The 14,926-nt window shown below is 65.0% G+C and carries 11 protein-coding genes; 6 read left to right on the top strand and 5 right to left on the bottom strand.

Annotated features, from left to right (window positions below; genetic code table 11):
• Positions 1-4: 4 nt before the first annotated feature.
• The 3 genes from MJ601_RS11455 to MJ601_RS11465 form a co-directional block, all read right to left on the bottom strand.
• Positions 5-379, bottom strand: coding sequence for a winged helix-turn-helix domain-containing protein (locus tag MJ601_RS11455; RefSeq protein ID WP_242126459.1), 375 nt, complete (start codon positions 377-379; stop codon positions 5-7).
• Positions 380-429: 50 nt separating this feature from the next.
• Positions 430-681: a hypothetical protein gene (locus tag MJ601_RS11460; RefSeq protein ID WP_242126461.1), complete on the bottom strand. Its 252-nt coding sequence runs from the start codon at positions 679-681 to the stop codon at positions 430-432.
• A gap of 86 nt (positions 682-767) precedes the next feature.
• Complete coding sequence (locus MJ601_RS11465; RefSeq protein WP_242126463.1) at positions 768-980, bottom strand: hypothetical protein; 213 nt, start codon at positions 978-980, stop codon at positions 768-770.
• A gap of 156 nt (positions 981-1,136) precedes the next feature.
• Here MJ601_RS11465 and MJ601_RS11470 point away from each other — a divergent pair, with 156 nt between their 5' ends.
• From MJ601_RS11470 to MJ601_RS11485, 4 genes are all read left to right on the top strand, one after another.
• Entirely contained in the window at positions 1,137-2,249 is a 1,113-nt protein-coding gene (locus MJ601_RS11470) for a sensor histidine kinase (RefSeq protein WP_242126465.1), read from the top strand.
• On the top strand, positions 2,250-2,990 hold the full coding sequence (locus MJ601_RS11475; protein ID WP_242126467.1) for a LytR/AlgR family response regulator transcription factor: 741 nt from the start codon (positions 2,250-2,252) through the stop codon (positions 2,988-2,990).
• 156 nt (positions 2,991-3,146) lie between these two features.
• Positions 3,147-5,507, top strand: coding sequence for a TonB-dependent receptor (locus tag MJ601_RS11480; RefSeq protein WP_242126469.1), 2,361 nt, complete (start codon positions 3,147-3,149; stop codon positions 5,505-5,507).
• Positions 5,508-5,680: 173 nt separating this feature from the next.
• Entirely contained in the window at positions 5,681-6,229 is a 549-nt protein-coding gene (locus MJ601_RS11485; protein WP_242126486.1) for a hypothetical protein, read from the top strand.
• Positions 6,230-6,663: 434 nt separating this feature from the next.
• Here the strand turns inward: MJ601_RS11485 and MJ601_RS11490 are convergent, their stop codons facing one another.
• Positions 6,664-7,539: a homocysteine S-methyltransferase family protein gene (locus MJ601_RS11490; protein WP_242126471.1), complete on the bottom strand. Its 876-nt coding sequence runs from the start codon at positions 7,537-7,539 to the stop codon at positions 6,664-6,666.
• 216 nt (positions 7,540-7,755) lie between these two features.
• On the opposite strand from MJ601_RS11490, the gene MJ601_RS11495 reads away from it, so the two are divergent.
• Complete coding sequence (locus tag MJ601_RS11495; RefSeq protein ID WP_242126473.1) at positions 7,756-8,412, top strand: DUF998 domain-containing protein; 657 nt, start codon at positions 7,756-7,758, stop codon at positions 8,410-8,412.
• A 230-nt stretch (positions 8,413-8,642) separates the two neighbouring features.
• Positions 8,643-11,321 (top strand): glycoside hydrolase family 2 protein, encoded by a 2,679-nt coding sequence (locus MJ601_RS11500; RefSeq protein WP_242126475.1) that lies wholly within the window; start codon positions 8,643-8,645, stop codon positions 11,319-11,321.
• A 320-nt stretch (positions 11,322-11,641) separates the two neighbouring features.
• Here the strand turns inward: MJ601_RS11500 and MJ601_RS11505 are convergent, their stop codons facing one another.
• On the bottom strand, positions 11,642-14,899 hold the full coding sequence (locus MJ601_RS11505) for a DEAD/DEAH box helicase (RefSeq protein ID WP_348635574.1): 3,258 nt from the start codon (positions 14,897-14,899) through the stop codon (positions 11,642-11,644).
• Positions 14,900-14,926: the final 27 nt, after the last annotated feature.

Raw genomic sequence — 14,926 nt, forward strand, 5'->3', positions numbered from 1 at the left:
CCGGTCACCGCGCCGTCTCTTCTCCCTGCGCCGCCAGCGGCTCGAGCCGCAGCGCCGCCGCCAGGTCTGGCCAGTGCGCGGCATCCGCCACGCCGGATGCCGCGGCCTGCATCGCCCGATAGCGCGCCAGGATCGTCCCGCCGAATTCGGTAAGCCGCGCGCCCTCGCTGGACGTGATCACCAGCGGCTGCACCCAGCAGCGGTTCATCACGTCCACGAGCATCCAGCAGCGCCGGTAGCTCATCTTCAGCTTGCGCCCCGCCGCGGAAATGGAACCTTCACTGGCGATCGCATCCAGCAGGTCGGCCTTGCCCGGTCCCATGGCGATTTCCTCGCCGCAATAAATCTGGATCTTGATCTTCAGCACTGGCCCGCTCATGCCGCCGCTTATGCCACGGCGACCGCTGCGGGCCAATGCAGCATGGCGGTTCAGCCCGCCCGGCGCTCCAGCACCGCCCCGATCATGCTGCGCCAGACCGCCACGTCGCCCGCCTGGGCCATCTCCGCATCGGGTTCGCGCAGCGTGTGCAGGATCGCATAGGCATCGTCGACATGGTTCTTCCAGCTGGCATCGACTGCGCTCGCCGCGTGCGGGTCATCGCCTTCGCCATTCAGGCTGAGCTGGCGCCCGGCCAGCACGCGGGCAATGCGTTCGATCGCGGGAGTGGCGGAAGTCGGCATAGGCTATAGCTCCTCTCACCTGCGGGCAGGCGGCCCTCAAGCCGCTGTCCGCCCCCGATCATATCATGATTCGCCAGCCCGTCTATTCAGTCCTCATCCTCCTTGAAACCGGAAGAGGGCACGGGATCGCCATGGTCGCCCGGTTTGGTCGCGGCCGGCGGATCGGAAGCATCCATCGAATCCTTCAGCCCTTCCTCCAGCTTCTCCTCCTGCGTCACGGCATGGTCCTGCGCATCGGTCGGGCGCTTGTCGTTCACTTCCTCGCGGCTGTTGGGCCGGATATCGGTCTTGTCGTTCATCTCGCTCTCCTTTTCATCGGACAACGGGCGGCACGGGGGGCGGGTTCCGGGACCGGCGCCTGATCGACCAACCCTGATCGACCAACATCGCAAAGCCTTCGACCAGCATCGCCGCCAAGGGGCGACAGGGCGCCGTCCATGCCCTAGACTGAACGCATGGACATAAGAAATGAAGACGGCGAGCCAGGTGTGCCGCCGACGGTCGCGCTCTATTCGATACTCGGCTTCTGGTTCTTCTATGCGGTGCTGATCACGCTGCGCGCCTCGATCATGGGGTTCGAGGCGCAGGGGGCGATGGCCGCGCGCCGGGCGGTGGTGACGGTGATCGGCATCGTGGTCACATGGGTCTTCTATCTCTGCCTGCGCCGTTTCGACCGCAAGCCGCTGATCGGCCGCATCGGTGCCGCCTTCACCCTCGCCATTCCCTTCGCGCTGGCGACGGCGGCGGCCAATTTCTACGTCTTCAACATCTACGACCCGGCATCCCTCTTCCCCGACGCCGACTATCAGAAATATGCCAGCGAACAGGGTTTCGCCCTGATGCAGATCGTCGAGGACGCGATCAGCCGCTATTTCTTCCTCGCCGCCTGGGCCAGCCTCTATCTGGCCCTCAGCTATGCCAGCGAGGCGCATCGCGTCGAACGCCGCGCCGACCGGCTGGAACGCGCCGCGCAGCAGGCGGAACTGCGTTCGCTGCGCTATCAGGTGAACCCGCATTTCCTGTTCAACACGCTCAATTCCCTGTCCTCGCTGGTGATGAAGGACCGGCGCGACGAAGCGGAGCAGATGATCCTTTCCCTCTCCAACTTCTACCGCACCAGCCTGACCGGCGATCCGCTGGACGATGTGTCGCTGGAGGAGGAGGTGCATCTCCAGAAACTCTATCTGGATATAGAGGCGGTCCGCTTCCCCGATCGCCTGTCCACCAGCGTCCAGATACCCGACCGGCTGCTCAATGCCTGCGTGCCCGGCCTGATCCTGCAACCGCTGGTCGAAAATGCGATCAAATATGGCGTGTCGCGCACCTCGAAGCCGGTGACGATCATCATCGCCGCGCAGGAGGAGGATGGGCTGCTCCACCTCAGCGTCAGCGACAATGGCAACCAGCCGCCCAAGGGTTCCGACGCGGGCAGCGGCATCGGGCTCGCCAATGTGCGCGACCGCCTGACCGCCCGTTTCGGCGACCAGGGCCGGATCGACTACGGCCCGCGCCCCGGCGGGGGTTTCGCCGTGCGCCTCACCCTGCCCATCATCCGGCGGAGCTGCTGAATGACCATCCGCACCCTGATCGTCGACGATGAGCCCCTGGCGGTCGAACGGCTCCAGATGCTGTGCGCCCGCGAGCCGCGCATCGCCCTGGTCGGCACCGCCAGCGACGGCGAAGCGGCGCTGCGGCTGATCGAAGGGCTGGAGCCGGACCTGGTCATGCTCGACATCGCCATGCCCCTGCTCGACGGCATCGGGGTGGCGCGGGCGACCTCGCGCATGGGCATCTGTCCGGCGGTGATCTTCGTGACCGCGTTCGAGGGTTTCGCGGTCGAGGCGTTCGATCTCGCGGCGGTCGACTATCTGCTGAAACCGGTGGCGCATGAGCGCCTCTCCCGCGCCATCGACCGGGTCGAACAGGCGCTGGGCAGCCGCGCCCCGTCAGCCGCCACGACGGCCCAGCCGGCATCCGAATGGGCGGAGGAATTCTGGGTTCCCCACCGGTCGGAGCTGATCCGCATCGGCGCCGCGCAGATCGACCGGATCGAGGCGGAGCGCGACTATATGCGCCTGCATGTCGGCCAGAACAGCTATTTGCTGCACCAGACGATCAGTTCGCTGGAAAACCGGCTCGACCCGCAGCAGTTCGTACGCCTGCACCGTTCCCATATCGTGCGGCGCGGCCATATCGCCCGGCTGCGCCATGACGGCAGCGGCGTCTGGTCGGCCTGCCTGACCGACGACACCGAAATCCGCATCGGCCGCACCTATCTGGCCAACGCCCGCGCCCTGGCGGGCCGCTGACCCATCGATATCGACCGGGGAGCATGCCCCGGAACCCTTGCGGATGGGCGGGGGGCGGGTGAAGGCCCATCCAGCGGAATGAGGCTATATACGAATATATATAGCGAATCGCCTGGATCGCGTGTACCCCGCCCCGAAATCGAAAGGGGGCTTTGGATGAAAACGGGTTCGCGTGGCTTGCTGGCGGCCATTCTTGTTCCGGCGGCGTTTCCGTCCGTCGTCATGGCGCAGGCGCCTGCCGCCACGGATAATGGAGAGGGGCCGATCATCGTCACCGCGCGGCTGCGGGAGGAGGATGCGCAGAAGGTTCCGGCGTCGCTCAACGTCGTGGGCGGGGAGGATTTGCGGCGGACCTATACGGTCAACATCAATCAACTGAGCCAGCTGGTGCCGGCGCTCAACTATAGTTCGGCCAATCCGCGCAACACCGCCTTCACCATTCGCGGGCTGGGATCGAGCGTCGTCGCCGTCAGCCAGGCCAATGACGGGCTGGAGCCGGGCGTCGGCTTCTATGTCGACGGCGTCTATCATGCGCGGGCGGCGACGGCGGCGTTCGACTTCACCGACATCGATCGGGTCGAGGTCTTGCGCGGGCCGCAGGGCACGTTGTTCGGCAAGAACACGACCGCGGGCGCGATCAGCATCACCAGCAGGAAGCCTGCCTTCGATTGGGGCGGGGAGGGCGAACTGTCCTACGGCAGCCGGAATTTCGTGCAGGCGAAGGCGGCGTTGACCGGGCCGATCGCCGGGGATGTGCTGGCCTTCCGCCTGTCCGGCTCGGTGACGCGGCAGGATGGCTATATCTGGAACGTCGCGCGGCAGGAGCATCAGAACAACATCCATAATGACGCGATCCGGGGACAATTGCTGTTCCAGCCCAGCCCGGATTTCTCGCTGCGGCTGATCGGCGACTGGTCCAACTTCAGCAATAATTGCTGCGCGCAGGTCTTTGTGCGGGTGGCGCCGACGCTCAAGCCCGCCGCGCAGCGCTACGCCGCACTCGCCGCCAATGCGCCCGGCGGCGCCTATGCGCCCCCCAGCACCAATCCCTACGACCGCGTGACCGACAACGACGCGCCGCTGGGCGTCGACACCAACGAGGGCGGGGTTTCGGCGACGGCCGAATGGAAGCTGGGCGGAACCATGCTGACCTCGATCAGCGCCTGGCGCTTCTGGAACTGGGACGCGGCCAACGACCGCGACTATACCGGGCTGCACATCCAGACGACGCAGCATATCCCGTCGCGGCAGGACCAGTTCAGCCAGGAATTCCGCATCGGCTCCAACACGCCGGGACCGATCGAATATGTGGCGGGGCTATATTATTTCCACCAGAAGATCGTCGGCCATCCCATCAGCATCTACGGGCCGTTGGCGACCTACTGGCTGCTGCCCGCCAGCCCCACCCGGACGTCCGCGCTGCTCGACGGCTATCAGACCGACGGGCGAACCGATTTCAGGTCGGAAAGCTACGGCATTTTCGGCGAAGTGACCTGGCGGCCGGTGGAACGGCTCGCGCTGACGGGCGGCCTCCGCTACACCTATGAGGAGAAGGACGGCGTCTACGACGTGCGGACCTTTGGCGGGGTGGCGCCCACCGCGGCGCTGCAGGCGGACCAGCAATCGATCCTGCGGGCGCAAAGCTACAGCGCGCATGACGGCGATGGCAGCGCGTCGGGCCGGATCAATCTCGCCTACGACCTGACCGATGGGATCATGGCCTATGCCAGCTCCGCGAAGGGGCAGAAGTCGGGCGGCATCAACATGTCGGGCCTGCCGGTCAACGGGTCGGGGCAGGCGGTGCTGACCACCGCGGTCGTCCGGCCGGAAACGAACACCACCTGGGAAGCGGGCTTCAAGACGCGGCTGCTGGGCGATGCACTGACCTTCGACGTCGATGCCTATCATATCGATGTGAAGGATTTTCAGGCCAATATCGTCGACAACAGCGCGACCGTGGCCTTGCGCAGCTATCTTGCCAACATTCCCAAGGTGACGGTGAAGGGCGTCGAGTTCGAGGCGGCGGCGCGCCTGGGCGCGCGGCTGACGCTGCGGGCGTCGGGCGCCTATTCGGACGGCAAATATGCCAGCTATCCCAAGGGCCCCTGCCCGATCGAGCGGACCGGCACCGGCACGGCGCAATGCGACCTGTCGGGACAAGGGCTGCCGGGGCTGCCCAAATGGGTCGGCTCTGCGGGCGGCGAATATCATCTGCCGCTGGCGCTGGGGTCGCAGGACGGCGAGTTCGTGCTGCGCGCCGACGCCGTCACGCGCACCCGCATTTTCGGGGACGCCATCGGGTCGGCCTACACCATCATCAGCGGCTATACGCTGGTCAACGGCAGCCTCGGTTATCGCACGCCCCGCTGGGAAGTGGCGGTGTTCGCGCGCAACCTGCTGAACAAGGACTATATGCAGAATGTGACCGTGCAGGCGGGCAACAGCGGACTGATCGTCGGCACGCCCAGCGAACCGCGCACCATCGGCGTCACGCTGCGCACGCAATGGGGCGGCTGACGCGGCTTTCGGGGATGCGCCGCATAACCATTTGGCGCATTCACAAAAATTACATGTTGCACCGCACAAAGAAACATGATTCCTTGTGCATGTCGGCAGGTCCGGCGCTTAATCTTGTAGAAACCATATTGGGCGCATGATCTGCTTACGACTTGAAGTCGGAGGGCATGAGCATGGGCACGAGTGCAAGACCTGCGGACGGAGCCATCACCCTGGCGGAATTGCGTGAATTCGCCAGCTTCCCGGCCGCTACGCAACGCTATATCCGAAGATCGCTGGATATCGGCCTTCACCGGCGCGATGCGATGAAGCTGTGGTCGCGCGACATGGTGGAGGAAGCCAGCATCCGCGCGCAGGCACGGATCTACGGGCGGCTGGAGGAAATCAAGGCGATGGTCCCCGACGATAGCGGCCTCGACCAGATGGAGCCGTTCATGGCGCCGCTGGTGACGGTGTCGGCCTTCGATCTCGGCCAGGACCGGCTGGGCAGTTTCTCGGCCTATCGCTTTCTCTACGAGCGGCTGCTGGGGGCAGGGGCGCGGCCGTGGCTGCCGGGCGCCTTCTGCGCTGCGGCCAGCCTGCCGCATCTCCATCCGGAAAAGCGCCGGTCGCTGCTCCAGTCGATCAGCGAAGCGGCGGCGACCGCCGTCGGCTGGTCGAACCGGGAGCCGACCTTCTATCCCGAATGGGTCGAGAAGGTGGATCTGAGCAAGGCGAACTGAGCGTCCCGTCCGCGTCCGTCCGGGGGGAGGGGCGCGGCAGAGATGCCGGATCATCACGGCGCGGCGGGCACCGGCTCGCCGCGCCGTTGCCTTTTTCCAGGGACAGGTTTTTCAGGGGCAGGTTTTTCAGGAACAGGCGAGGCATAAAAATCAGCCCCGGCGCAAGGGAACGCCGGGGCCGTCAAGAAGGTGTCCCGGCTCAAGGGGGGAGGGAGCACCGGGACAGTTGTAAAATAGGAAGCCTCAATTCAGTTTCAAGATGCTACGATCCGCATTTGCCGCCTCCGGTCCCCGCAACCGGGATCGAAGGCGTCCAGAAATCCAGAGGCCGTTCAGCCTTCGAAGCGTCCATGCGTGGAAAGCGGTGGATCGGCTGCGGGAGCGCCATCCCTGGCGCGGCTTCACCGGTGCGCCGCATGGGGTCAGCGGGACGATCAACGCCGCAGCCTGGCCAACTCCGCTATATGTTCCGGCCCGATGCCGCAGCAGCCGCCGATCACCGACGCACCTTCGGCCTGCCAGGCCGCGGCAAAGGCGGAATAGCCCGCCGGGCTGAGGTCCGCGCGGATGTCGTCCAGGCCGGAATTCGCCTCGGCGTCGGCCGTCATCGGGGGGAAGGCGTTGGCGTAGACGCCAATTCGCGCATCGTCGCCCAGCACGAGGCGGGCGGCCCTCACGGCAGCGGCCATGACCTCGGGCTGGCTGCAATTGAACAGCAGCGCCTCCGCCCCCAGGGCGCGGGCTTCCTCCGCCGCGCCGGTCACGCTTTCGCCGGAACGCAGGCGGGCGGGCCCATCAGCTATCTCGTCTTCCAGCGTGAAACTGAGCCAGAGCGGCTTGGCCGTTTCCGCGACCAGTTCCGCCACCAGCCGGGCTTCGGCCACCGCCGAAAGCGTTTCCGCCTGCCAATGGTCGACATGGGGCTCCAGCGCTTCCACCAGGACCGCCAGCACCGACCGCGCCTGATCCAGATCGATCAGGTCCGGGCGGTAGGAACCGCAGACGGGCGGCAGCGAACCGGCCACGCGCACCCTTCGCCCCGCGCCGTCCGCCACCTCGCGCGCCAATCGTCCCGCCAATCGCGCCAATTCCAGGCCCCGTGCGGAAAAACATTCATGGCCGATATGAAAGGGCACCACCGCATAGGAGTTGGTGGTGATGACATCGGCCCCGGCGGCAACATAGGCCTGATGCACTCGGCTGACATATTCGGGCGCTTCGATCAGCGACAGGGCCGACCATTCAGGCTGCCGGAAGGGCGCACCGATACGCGCCAATTCGCGGCCGGTACCGCCATCGAGGATCAACAAAGGGGGGCTCACAACTTCACTCCGGGAGGGTGCAATGAATGGGTCGGGACCCTTTTGGTAGCGAAAGGCCCCTGCGCGAATACCGCCTGTAAAGGGGATTCCGGTGGATCGAAACCCGAATTCGGCGTCGAGCCTGGCCGGTTGCCTCGCATGATCCCGTTTGCAGACTTGGGTTCATGATCTAAGCTGCCCATGACGATCCAAGGGAGGACGCAAGTGGCGGGGTCCAGCGATGATCTGCAGCATGATCGGTCCACCATCTGGCCAAGAGCGGCGACGGGGTTCTTCCTCTACTTCGCAGCCGCCCTGTCGCTGATGCATCTGCTCCGGCCGGATTATACGATCGTCGATCATATGATCAGCGATTATGCGGTCGGACGGTTCGGCTGGATCATGACGAGCGCCTTTGTCTCTCTGGCCACAGGTTGCCTGGCGCTCGCGATCGGGCTGTTCCGGGATGGGCCGGCATCATGGCCGGGCCGGATCGGCGCGGCGCTTCTGGTCGTCGCGTTCGCGGGCCTCATCGTGACCGCACTTTATCCGACCGACCTCGAAACCGCGCCATCGACGCGGACGGGGGATATTCACGCGATAAGCTTCCTGGTGAATATCGTCAGCGTCCTGCTTTCCACCCTGTGTCTGGCGTTGAGCTATGCGCTGGAGCCCCGCTGGCGCGCGCATCGAAGCGCCGCGCTGGCTTTGGCCGGGCTTTTGCTGGCCGCGTTCGTCGCCCAGTATCTGACGCTGCACAGGGGCGCACCCTATGGCATAACCAACCGGCTGTTCGTCGCTGTGCTGATCGCCTGGCTCCTGTCGAACGGCCTCTGGCTCCAGTCATCCATGATCCGGAGCCGCCAGCGCGATCCGGCATGAAATAAGGGCTTTTCATCGGCCTGCGCCGCAAAGCCGCCCGGCCGGTCTCCGCCCGCCATCGCCCTTTTCCGGATTGCAAATACCCCGGCGCGGCCGTCGCCCGGCTTTTGCCGTTGTTGACCCCGCCCTCCCGAACTATGGTAGCGCTACCTGACTCCGGACCGAAGGACATCGCCGGAGCGAACGGCAAAGCAGGCCGGCACAGGATGATGAAGGGAGGACGAGCTGAAATGACTTCCATCCTGGCGCGGCGCCCGCCTGCCGAGGGGCACCATGCGAATGATACCGGCGGTCGTCTCTGTCGGCTTTTCGGCGCTCTCCTGCTCATCGCCCTGCCGCCGGTTCCGGTTCTGGCCCGGCATGCGGAGCCGTCGCCACCGGCACTGCTTTCGCGGCAGATGCGGACCCGGCTGAATTTCAACGCTGGCTGGCGCTTCATATTGGCGGATGTCACGGGTGCCCAGGCCCCCGGCTACGACGATGCGGGATGGCAATCGGTCGGCTTGCCGCACAGCTTCAGCCTGCCCTATTTCCAGTCGCCCTCCTTCCCGGTCGGCTATGGCTGGTATCGCAAGAGCTTCGATCTCCCGGCGCTGCCCGCCGGTCGCAGCCTCTCGCTGGAGTTCGAGGGAGCGTTCCAGGATGCGGAGGTCTTCGTGAACGGCGTGCGGCTGGCGCGACATCGTGGCGGCTATACCGGCTTCCCCGTCGATATCACGAAGGCTGTCCGGCCGGGGCGCAATGTCGTCGCCGTGCGGGTGAACAATCGCTGGGACGCGACGCTGGCGCCGCGGGCGGGCGAGCATCTGTTCAGCGGCGGCCTCTATCGCGACCTGTGGCTGGTCGCGACCGATGCGGTGCATGTCCCCTGGACCGGCACGTTCGTGACGACGCCCGAACTTTCGGATGCCTCGGGCAAGGTCGAGGCGGCGACCGAAGTCCGCAATGACGGCGCGGCATTGGCGCTGGTGACGGTGCGGACGCATATCGTCGACGATCGCGGCCGGACCGTCGCCACTCTGCCCGACAGCCGCCTCTCCGTGCCGCCCGGCAGGACGGTCAACGCCGTGCAGCGGTCTGCCGCCATTGCCCGTCCGCGCCTGTGGAGCCCGGAAACGCCCGTCCTCTACCGGGCTATCACCCGCCTGATCGTCGGCGGCAGGGAAAGGGACCGTTACGAGACATTTTTCGGCTTCCGGTGGTTCGAATGGACGGCGGACCGGGGCTTCTTCCTCAACGGCAGGCATCGCTACTTCCGGGGTGCCAACGCCCATCAGGACCAGGCGGGGTGGGGCGATGCCGTCACCAACCGCGCGATCGAGCGCGACGTGCGGATGCTGAAAGATGCGGGGTTCGACTTCATTCGCGGCTCGCACTATCCGCACGATCCGCATTTCGCCGAGACGGCCGACCGGGTCGGCATGCTGTTCCTTTCCGAGGCGCCCTTCTGGGGTACGGCGGGCTTCAAAAGCCCCTGGGCGGCTTCGGCCTATCCGGTCGAGCCGGAGCATCGCGCCGCCTTCGACGCCAGCGTCAGGCAACAGCTTGCCGAGATGATCCGCATCAACCGCAACAGCCCGTCCATCATCGCCTGGAGCATGGACAATGAGGTGTTCTTCACTTCGGGCGGGACGCTGCCCGAAGTGCGGCGGTTATTGAAGGAGGAGGTCGCGCTGGCAAGGGCGCTCGATCCGTCGCGTCCGGCCGCGGTCAGTGGAGCGCAGCGCGGCGATCTCGACAGGATCGGCGACATCGCCGGCTACAATGGCGATGGCGCCAGGCTTTTCCCCGATCCCGGCATAGCCAATTTCGTCGCGGAATATGGATCGACCGCCGCCGACCGTCCGGGCAGGTTCGAGCCGGGCTGGGGCGACCTGCCCGGGACGCCGGGCGCGGACCCCGCCGTGCCGGGATCGTGGCGCCTGCCCTGGCGTTCGGGCGAGGCGATCTGGGCGGGTTTCGACCATGGCTCCATTGCCGGGCGGCAGTTCGGCTCGATGGGCATCGTCGATTATTTCCGCCTGCCCAAGCGGCAGTGGTACTGGTATCGCCAGGCCTATCGCGGCATCGCGCCGCCGGCATGGCCCCGGCCGGGGACGCCCGCCGCACTCCGGCTCGGCTCCAGCGCGCCGGTGATCGCGCGGGCGGACGGAACCGATGACGTGCAGCTCGTCGTCACTGTGGTCGACGCGGCGGGCAGGCCGCTCAGCAACAGTCCACCGGTACGGCTGACGATCGAGTCCGGTCCGGGGGAATTGCCAACCGGCCGCACGATCGATTTCGCGCCCGACGGCGATATCGCCATTCGGGATGGCCAGGCCGCGATCGCGATGCGGAGCTGGCAGAAAGGCACCAGTCGCATCCGTGCGAGCTCGCCGGGTCTGCGCGACGCCGTGATCGCGGTGCGCACGCTGGACGGCCCGGCTTTCGTGCCTGGCAAGACGGCGTTGGCCGCCGACCGTCCCTACAGGCCGCCCAGCCTTGGCGATGCCGGCGCTGCCGGGGAACAGACGGTACAGCGCTTCGGCACCGACAACCCCACCGATGCCAGTTCGGCCCAGCCGGGCCATCCCTCGCGCCTGGGCAATGATGGCGACCCTGCGACCTTCTGGCTGGCGCGGGACGACGACCCGCAGCCCTGGCTGCAGATCGACCTGGAGCGCTTCGTCGAGGTGCGCAAGCTGCGCATTCTCTTCCCGCAGGCCGGAACCCATGGCTTCGTCGCCGAGATGCAGGATGCCGACGGCCGGTGGCAAAGGCTCGCGGCGCAGGAGGATTGCCCCGGCCCGCTTTGCGAAATCGACACCCGGCCGGTGCGCGGGCGCATAGTGAGATTGCGTCTGATGGAGCCGGGCGGGCGCGGAGGGATTGCGGATATGTCCGTCATGGGTGCGTTGCGGGCGGATTAGATTGCCGCCCGATTGCCGCCGCAACGACCTTTCCTCGCTCCCCTGCGCCTATCTGCGCCTCCAGCGGAAATACCAGACCTTAGCAGTGAATCCTCCATATCATGTTGATATAAAATCAGAGTATGTCGTTTCTCTGCATCCATTTTTGGATAAAGTAAGCACCGGGTAATCACCGGAATGAGCCACAATTCGGACGCTCTTGGAGGTGCCGAGGTGGGATAGACAGATTTGCTGCATGGCTCGCTTCTATGTCACTTGACCGCTCGCAACCACAAGGGCGGCCGTCGTTTTGCAGCTAGGATATCCGGCGCGCGCCGGCATCATTCACTGCCGATGACCTTCAATCGCATAGCGCGGGTTTCCAGAAGATAAGTCTCGACCCCAGCGAGCAGATGCAAGCCCTCTTCACCGATGGCCTTTCGCGAAAGGCCGGGCTGGACGATACGGACGTCGAACTCGAAGCGATGGTCCTGCCAGCCAACCTTCAGTTTCTTGATCCCGGCGGCCGAACCCCGCTCGATCCTCGAGCTATCACCGCGATCCCGTCGCATCTTTTCGCGCCTCAGCATGTGCTGGAGCATACGGCCGGGCCGATCTCGCCACCGGGCCGACTTCTGCGCCTGGCCGCACACTTCATAGAGGTCGCCAAGCCTTGCCCCCGGAGTATCGGCCCCTGAGTATTTGCAGTGGTACAAGGTCACGGACACCACGCTGTCTGTGATCCGCAACGCCACCACGTCTGCGATCTCGCCCTTGCCGTCGTCGTCGAAGATGACGTCATATGGATCAGGGTCGGCCAAGAGCATCTCGATGACGCTACGCTGGACAGAGTCCGCACGTTTTCCGGTGCCTTGCGATTCCACTCGGATGTTGGCCTTCGACCAGTCCCAGACCTCGATTCGCTCAGCCGGATAGGGTTCGATCGTCTCGCCCTCGGGCAAGGTGTAGAGATGACTGTAGATGAGCAGCGAGCCATCGCCGAAATCGATCTGGGGCGAGTCCTCGCCGAAGGATTCCGAGAGGGTCTGAACCTTGCCACCGACCTTGATAGTGGCCTTGGGGCCGGCGCGCTGAGGATAGCGGGCATGTCCGTCGCTGAAGACAATCTCGAACTCGGCTGAATGGTCATCGCTGCGCACGGCGAAGCGCAGCGGTCCGGTACGGGCGTTATCGAGCAGCTCGATGTCACATTCGGCAAACGTGACTGCCTCATCACCAAACGAGATCTCGATCCTCTCCTCGATCTGCGTGATCAACGTCTCTGGCCAATGGATTGCGACGGGTGGCACGTCCGGTCGCTGGCTGATCTGGCGTGGGCGCATCGCGCTTTTGAACACGCCGTCGGTGGTGATACTGGGATCGTTCACCGTGCGGCCGACATCCTGGCACCAGTCCATCCAGTCGGTCAGATCATGAACCTTCGCGCTCGACCAGAATTTGCCCTTTGCCGAACAGCCGCGCGAGGCGGGCATACCGTCGAGGAAGCCGGTCGCGAAGATGTTGTTCTTGATACGCGACTGGGATTTGGCGCTGTCGAGGCCATCCGCCACGTCCACGCCCATATACATCGAATAGCGCACCCCGCGCCCCTGATGATGGGTAAGGCCCAAATTGCGTAGGATGAGGCGCTTGAAACCGTGCAGGCTGCGAAACACTTCCTCGCCTTCGACGCGGCGCGTCGTATCGCCGCAGACCGCTTTGGCGAGCCGGTCGAATGGCCCCTTGGCCGAACTGCTGATGTAGAGAAGGCCAGTGGTCTGATCCCAGTGCATCATATGCAGATCCCAGGTGACATTGACCGCCTGTTGGGCCGAGGTCCAGCGGGCCTGCTCCTCGGCGCGGGTGACGAATATCGCGACCCGCTTATGCTGATTGAGCTTCATGCCGAGATAGGTGCCGGGGTTATAGAGTTCCTCGGTGGCGAAGGGATCCCACGCTTCGCATGATGTCCGGTAGAGCACCGCGTTCATCTTCGGCTCAAGGGTTTGAAGCGGGATGTCGCTCAGGTCGCCGGAGAACCCCTTGAACATCTCGGCGCGGCGCACCTGGCGTTCGATCTTGGCGGAGCTGAGCGCCTCGACCAGCGCATTCCAGTCGGCGTCCTCGGCATATAGCTTGGCCAGCGACCGATCGACATCATCGACGCCAGTGTTGGCGATCACGGTGGCGTCACCAAGGGTGGGATCCTGGCGCGTAAAGCGGCCGACGAACTGGATCGTGACGGCAACGCTTTTGTGATGATCATGAAGGGCCGCGATCTTCAGCTCGGGCAAATCGAAGCCTTCGCCCAGCATATCGACGCAAACGATGATCCTGCTCTCGAAGCTGCGCAGCGCCGCCAGATTGGTGCGTCGTTCCTTTAGAGATTGCTGGCTGTGGACGATCACAGGTCGATAGTTGGGATAGGCGGCCGCGTAGAGGTTGTGGAGCTGCTTGGCTCGCTCGATCGTGTTGCAGCGGGCCATCGCCAGATGGTTGAGGCCTGCTTTCAGATCGGAGGCAAGCACGTCGCCAAGCTTATCGATGATGGCTTGGTCAGCATCGGGTTGGTCGAGACCGAACACAGCCTCGAAGCGGATTGGCTTGAAATAGCCCTCCGCCTGCGCCTTCCTCAGCGGATAGGTGTAGATGAACTCGCCATCGACGCGGCCACCGTCCTCGCGAAACGGGGTGGCGGTGAACTGAACGACCGGGATGGGCGGATTGCGTTCGACGAAGAGGCCGCGAAAGGCCTTCCAAGTTCGCGCCCCGATATGATGCGCCTCGTCGATGAACAGCGCGGAAGAGCGCTCGGCCATATGATCCTGCACCGACGCCTCCGCGCGCCCGGCAATGTGCATGGTAGTAACGACGACGTTGGCGCTGTCGAAGATCTGATCGACCTCGGCGATTGATGCAGGGATATGCGCGAGCCGCATCACGACGGGAAATTGCGCTTTCTCATCGAGGCAGGCTTGCCTCTTTAGTACGCCGAACGTCTCGAACTTGGCGGCGATCTGTTCGCGCAGCGCATCGGTCGGGACAACAACCAACAAACGGTCGAAGCGCTGGCGGGCGTTCAGCGCCAGCATAGTCTCGGTTTTGCCCGTGCCCGTCGGCATGACGATGGTCGCGGGGTCGGTTGACCGGGTGGCATGGGCGAGCGCTGCGTGAAGCGCGCCGATCTGCGGGCGGCGCAGTCCTGCACAAGCGGGTTTGCCATCGGCGGCCGGGCGCCCTTCGCGCAGATGAAAGGCGCCGTCCCAAGATAGCAGTACGTCGGCAAGACGCTCTGCCATGTCCTGTGCGCTGAGCGTCGCGGGCTCGATCGGCTTGGAGCCTACCCAGCGCCCGTCGCCGCGCAGCAAGGCCGCCTTGATATCTTTGGGTGTCTTGGCATCCGGCACGAGGAGAACGAGATCGGCGTCGAAGGATGCGGCCGTTTTCGCGCTGATGATCTTCAGCGTCTCACCGGTTCGCAGTAGAGCCTCAAAGCCGTGAACCCGGCGAACCGTAAAAGGTCGAAGGCGGCATGTGGTTTCGGCCGCAGGCACTGCATGCTGACGCACCGCGCTACCAAGGATCTTGCCTTCGAGCACCAAGCGGGCGGGCAGAAGAAGCGATAC

The organism is Sphingobium trunci (genome assembly GCF_022664535.1).
Classification (GTDB): domain Bacteria; phylum Pseudomonadota; class Alphaproteobacteria; order Sphingomonadales; family Sphingomonadaceae; genus Sphingobium.

Bases quoted from the DNA above. Each gene is read 5' to 3' on its own strand.
- MJ601_RS11475 (WP_242126467.1), top strand. From the start codon at position 2,250: ATGACCATCCGCACCCTGATCGTCGACGATGAGCCCCTGGCGGTCGAA.
- MJ601_RS11480 (WP_242126469.1), top strand. From the start codon at position 3,147: ATGAAAACGGGTTCGCGTGGCTTGCTGGCGGCCATTCTTGTTCCGGCG.
- MJ601_RS11455 (WP_242126459.1), bottom strand. From the start codon at position 379: ATGAGCGGGCCAGTGCTGAAGATCAAGATCCAGATTTATTGCGGCGAG.
- MJ601_RS11470 (WP_242126465.1), top strand. From the start codon at position 1,137: ATGGACATAAGAAATGAAGACGGCGAGCCAGGTGTGCCGCCGACGGTC.
- MJ601_RS11500 (WP_242126475.1), top strand. From the start codon at position 8,643: ATGACTTCCATCCTGGCGCGGCGCCCGCCTGCCGAGGGGCACCATGCG.
- MJ601_RS11465 (WP_242126463.1), bottom strand. From the start codon at position 980: ATGAACGACAAGACCGATATCCGGCCCAACAGCCGCGAGGAAGTGAAC.
- MJ601_RS11460 (WP_242126461.1), bottom strand. From the start codon at position 681: ATGCCGACTTCCGCCACTCCCGCGATCGAACGCATTGCCCGCGTGCTG.
- MJ601_RS11485 (WP_242126486.1), top strand. From the start codon at position 5,681: ATGGGCACGAGTGCAAGACCTGCGGACGGAGCCATCACCCTGGCGGAA.